Genomic DNA, 2,570 nt, shown 5'->3' with positions numbered 1-2,570 from the left:
GGGCCCCGCGCCGCGCGTCGTCGTCCAGCCCGAGCCGGAGGACGCCCTCGTCCGTCGCCTCCGCCGGCCCGCGGGGCCCGGGGGACGTCATGTCGAGACCCCGGCAAGCACCTCGTCGGCGAAGGCCTCGATGAGCGCGCGGCTCGCGGCGGTGTTGTGGTCGTGCACGCGTTCGGCCTCCGCGATCAGGGCCGGCAGCGACCGTCCCTCGCCACGCAGCGCCGCGTCGTCCCAGCGCTCCAGGTCGGCGGCGGACGCCTCGGGGTGGAACTGCACGCCGCGCACGTGCGCGCCGAGCCGGAAGGCCTGGTTCTCCACCGCCGCGCTGGAGGCCATCAGCACGGCCGCGGGCGGGAGAGCCGTGATCATGTCCCGATGGTTCTCGATCATGGGGGCCTCGTCACCGAGGGCGGCGAACACCGCGTCCTCGCGCCCCGCGCCCGTGGGCTGGATGGGCGTGGCCCCGCGTTCGACCGGCCCGGTCTTGGCGCGCACCTCGCCCCCCGCCACGTGCGCGAGCAGCTGTCCGCCGAGGCAGATGCCGAGTGTCGGAAAGTCGCGGGCGATCGCCTCGGCGGCGAGCGCGCGCTCGGCCGCCAGCCACGGCGCGCGGTCGTCGTCGTCGGGCATGAGTCCCCCGCCGAGGAGCACGAGCCCCCCGTAGCCGTCGAGCGAGGTCGGCAGCGGCTCCTGCGCTCCCACGACCGGGTGGACGTCGATGCCGCGCTCCGTGAGCCACGCACCCAGACGTCGCGGGCCCGAGCTGGCGGAGTTCACGACCACGAGCACACGGGCGCTCATTCCGCCCCCTCTCGCGCGGTGGTGTCGACCGCGGGCACCAGCGCCGCGGGGGCCGGAGTCCCCGCGCGGCCGGCGAGGAACGCCTCGTGGTCGGGGTCGGAGGCGGCGAGCACGCGCAGCACGTTCTCGTGGGCGGCCGCGGCCAGGTCCTCCTCCGACCAGCCGCGTCGCCGGAGCTCGGCGAACAGAGCCGGGTAGCACGAGACGTCGCCGAGACCGTCGGGCATCGCGTCGGAACCGTCGTAGTCCGCGCCGATACCGACCGCGTGCGCACCCGCGACGCGCCGGACGTGGTCGAGGTGATCGGCCGCGTCGCTCACCCCGACCGCCGGGGCCTCGCCCGCACCGCCCGCCTCCCACCAGTCGCGTCTGGCCTGCGACAGGAACGTCGGCACGAACGGCACCATCACCACGCCGCCCTGCGCACCGAGGGCCGCGAGCACGTCGTCCGGCACGTTGCGCGGGTGGTCGCACAGCGCGAGCGCTCCGGAGTGGCTCACGATCACGGGCCGCGTGGTGATCGCGAGCGCGTCGCGCATCGTGCTCGGCGCCACGTGGGACAGGTCGACCAGCACGCCGATGCGGTTCAGCTCGCGCACGACCTCCCGCCCGAACTCCGTCAGTCCACCGTGACGCGCCTCGTCGGTCGCGGAATCCGCCCAGGCGATCGTGCGCGACCACGTCAGAGTCAGGTAGCGCGCACCGAGCCGCGCGCACTGTCGCAGCACCGCGAGCGAGCCGCCGAGCTGGTCGCCGCCCTCGATGCCGATCAGCGAGGCGATGCGCCCCTCGGCCATCGCCGCCCTGACGTCCGCCGCGGTCCGGGCGAAGGCGAGCCGATCGGGGTGGGCGTCCACCAGCCGGTGCACGAAGTCGATCTGCTCCAGCGTCGCCACCACCTGCTCCGCACCCTCCAGCACCGGGTCGACCCACACCGACCAGAACTGGGCCGCCACGCCCCCGGCATCCAGCCGCGGAAGGTCGGTCTGAGTGGCCGCGACCGGCCCGGCCAGCTCGTCCACCCGGTACCCGAGCAGCGTCCTGCTCGCCCAGGCCAGGTCGTTGTGCCCGTCGAACACCCCGTCCGGAGTCCGTCCGTCGCCGGTCATGTCAGTCCTCCCGTGCATCCAGCACCGCGTTCATCCGCGCGGTGAGCTCATGGTCGATCGCCAGGGCCGCGCCGTCGAGGGCGCGCACCGGCACTGCACCGCGCGTGCTGGAGCACAGCCACAGGGCATCCGCCCGCCGCAGATCCTCCCGCGTCACGGGCACGATCGCGGTGCGGCGGTCGGCGAGCCCCGCGAACACATCCCCCTGGGTGGTGCCCGGCAGCACGCCGAACTCGGGCGGCGGGGTGACCAGGGTGTCGTCGATGCGGGCGATCAGGGTCGACCGCGGGCCCTCCAGCACGAACCCGTCTGCGCTGACGAACACCACGTCGTCCGCACCGCGGCGTGCGGCCTCCCGCAGCGCCGCCTGGTTGACCGCGTAGGCGAGCGACTTCGCGCCCTGCAGCAGCCAGGGCGCCGTGTGCATCACGTCGTGCCGGTACCCGCGGTCGAGCACCACCGCGGCGACCCCCGCGGCGCGCACGGCCGAGGGGTCGGCGCCCGCGAAGCCGAGCACCCAGCCGGTGGGTCCCGCGTGGTCGAGCTCATCCCCGCGGGTCATGGCGAACTTGATCGAGGCGATCTCGCCGTCGCGCAGCACCCCGGCTCGCGACACCGCGGCGGCCGCCCTGCGCACGGCCGTGCGCCAGCGGTCGAGCG

The 2,570-nt window shown here is 75.2% G+C and carries 3 protein-coding genes; all 3 read right to left on the bottom strand.

Annotated elements, in window-relative coordinates; translation table 11 throughout:
• Nucleotides 1–87 precede the first annotated feature (87 nt).
• Nucleotides 88–801, bottom strand: coding sequence for a type 1 glutamine amidotransferase (locus DW299_RS09820; RefSeq protein ID WP_136036481.1), 714 nt, complete (start codon nucleotides 799–801; stop codon nucleotides 88–90).
• Nucleotides 798–1,910 (bottom strand): dipeptidase, encoded by a 1,113-nt coding sequence (locus DW299_RS09815; protein ID WP_240745372.1) that lies wholly within the window; start codon nucleotides 1,908–1,910, stop codon nucleotides 798–800. Before DW299_RS09815 ends, DW299_RS09820 begins: the two co-directional genes overlap by 4 nt.
• A gap of 1 nt (nucleotide 1,911) precedes the next feature.
• A partial coding sequence (locus tag DW299_RS09810) for an aminotransferase class IV (RefSeq protein WP_136036479.1) occupies nucleotides 1,912–2,570 on the bottom strand: 659 nt, incomplete at its 5' end.

This window comes from Microbacterium sp. K35, from assembly GCF_004794375.1.
GTDB classification, from domain to species: domain Bacteria; phylum Actinomycetota; class Actinomycetes; order Actinomycetales; family Microbacteriaceae; genus Microbacterium; species Microbacterium sufflavum.
Note: the sequence above shows the minus strand (reverse complement) of the source record. Positions and strands in the feature narration are given on the sequence as shown.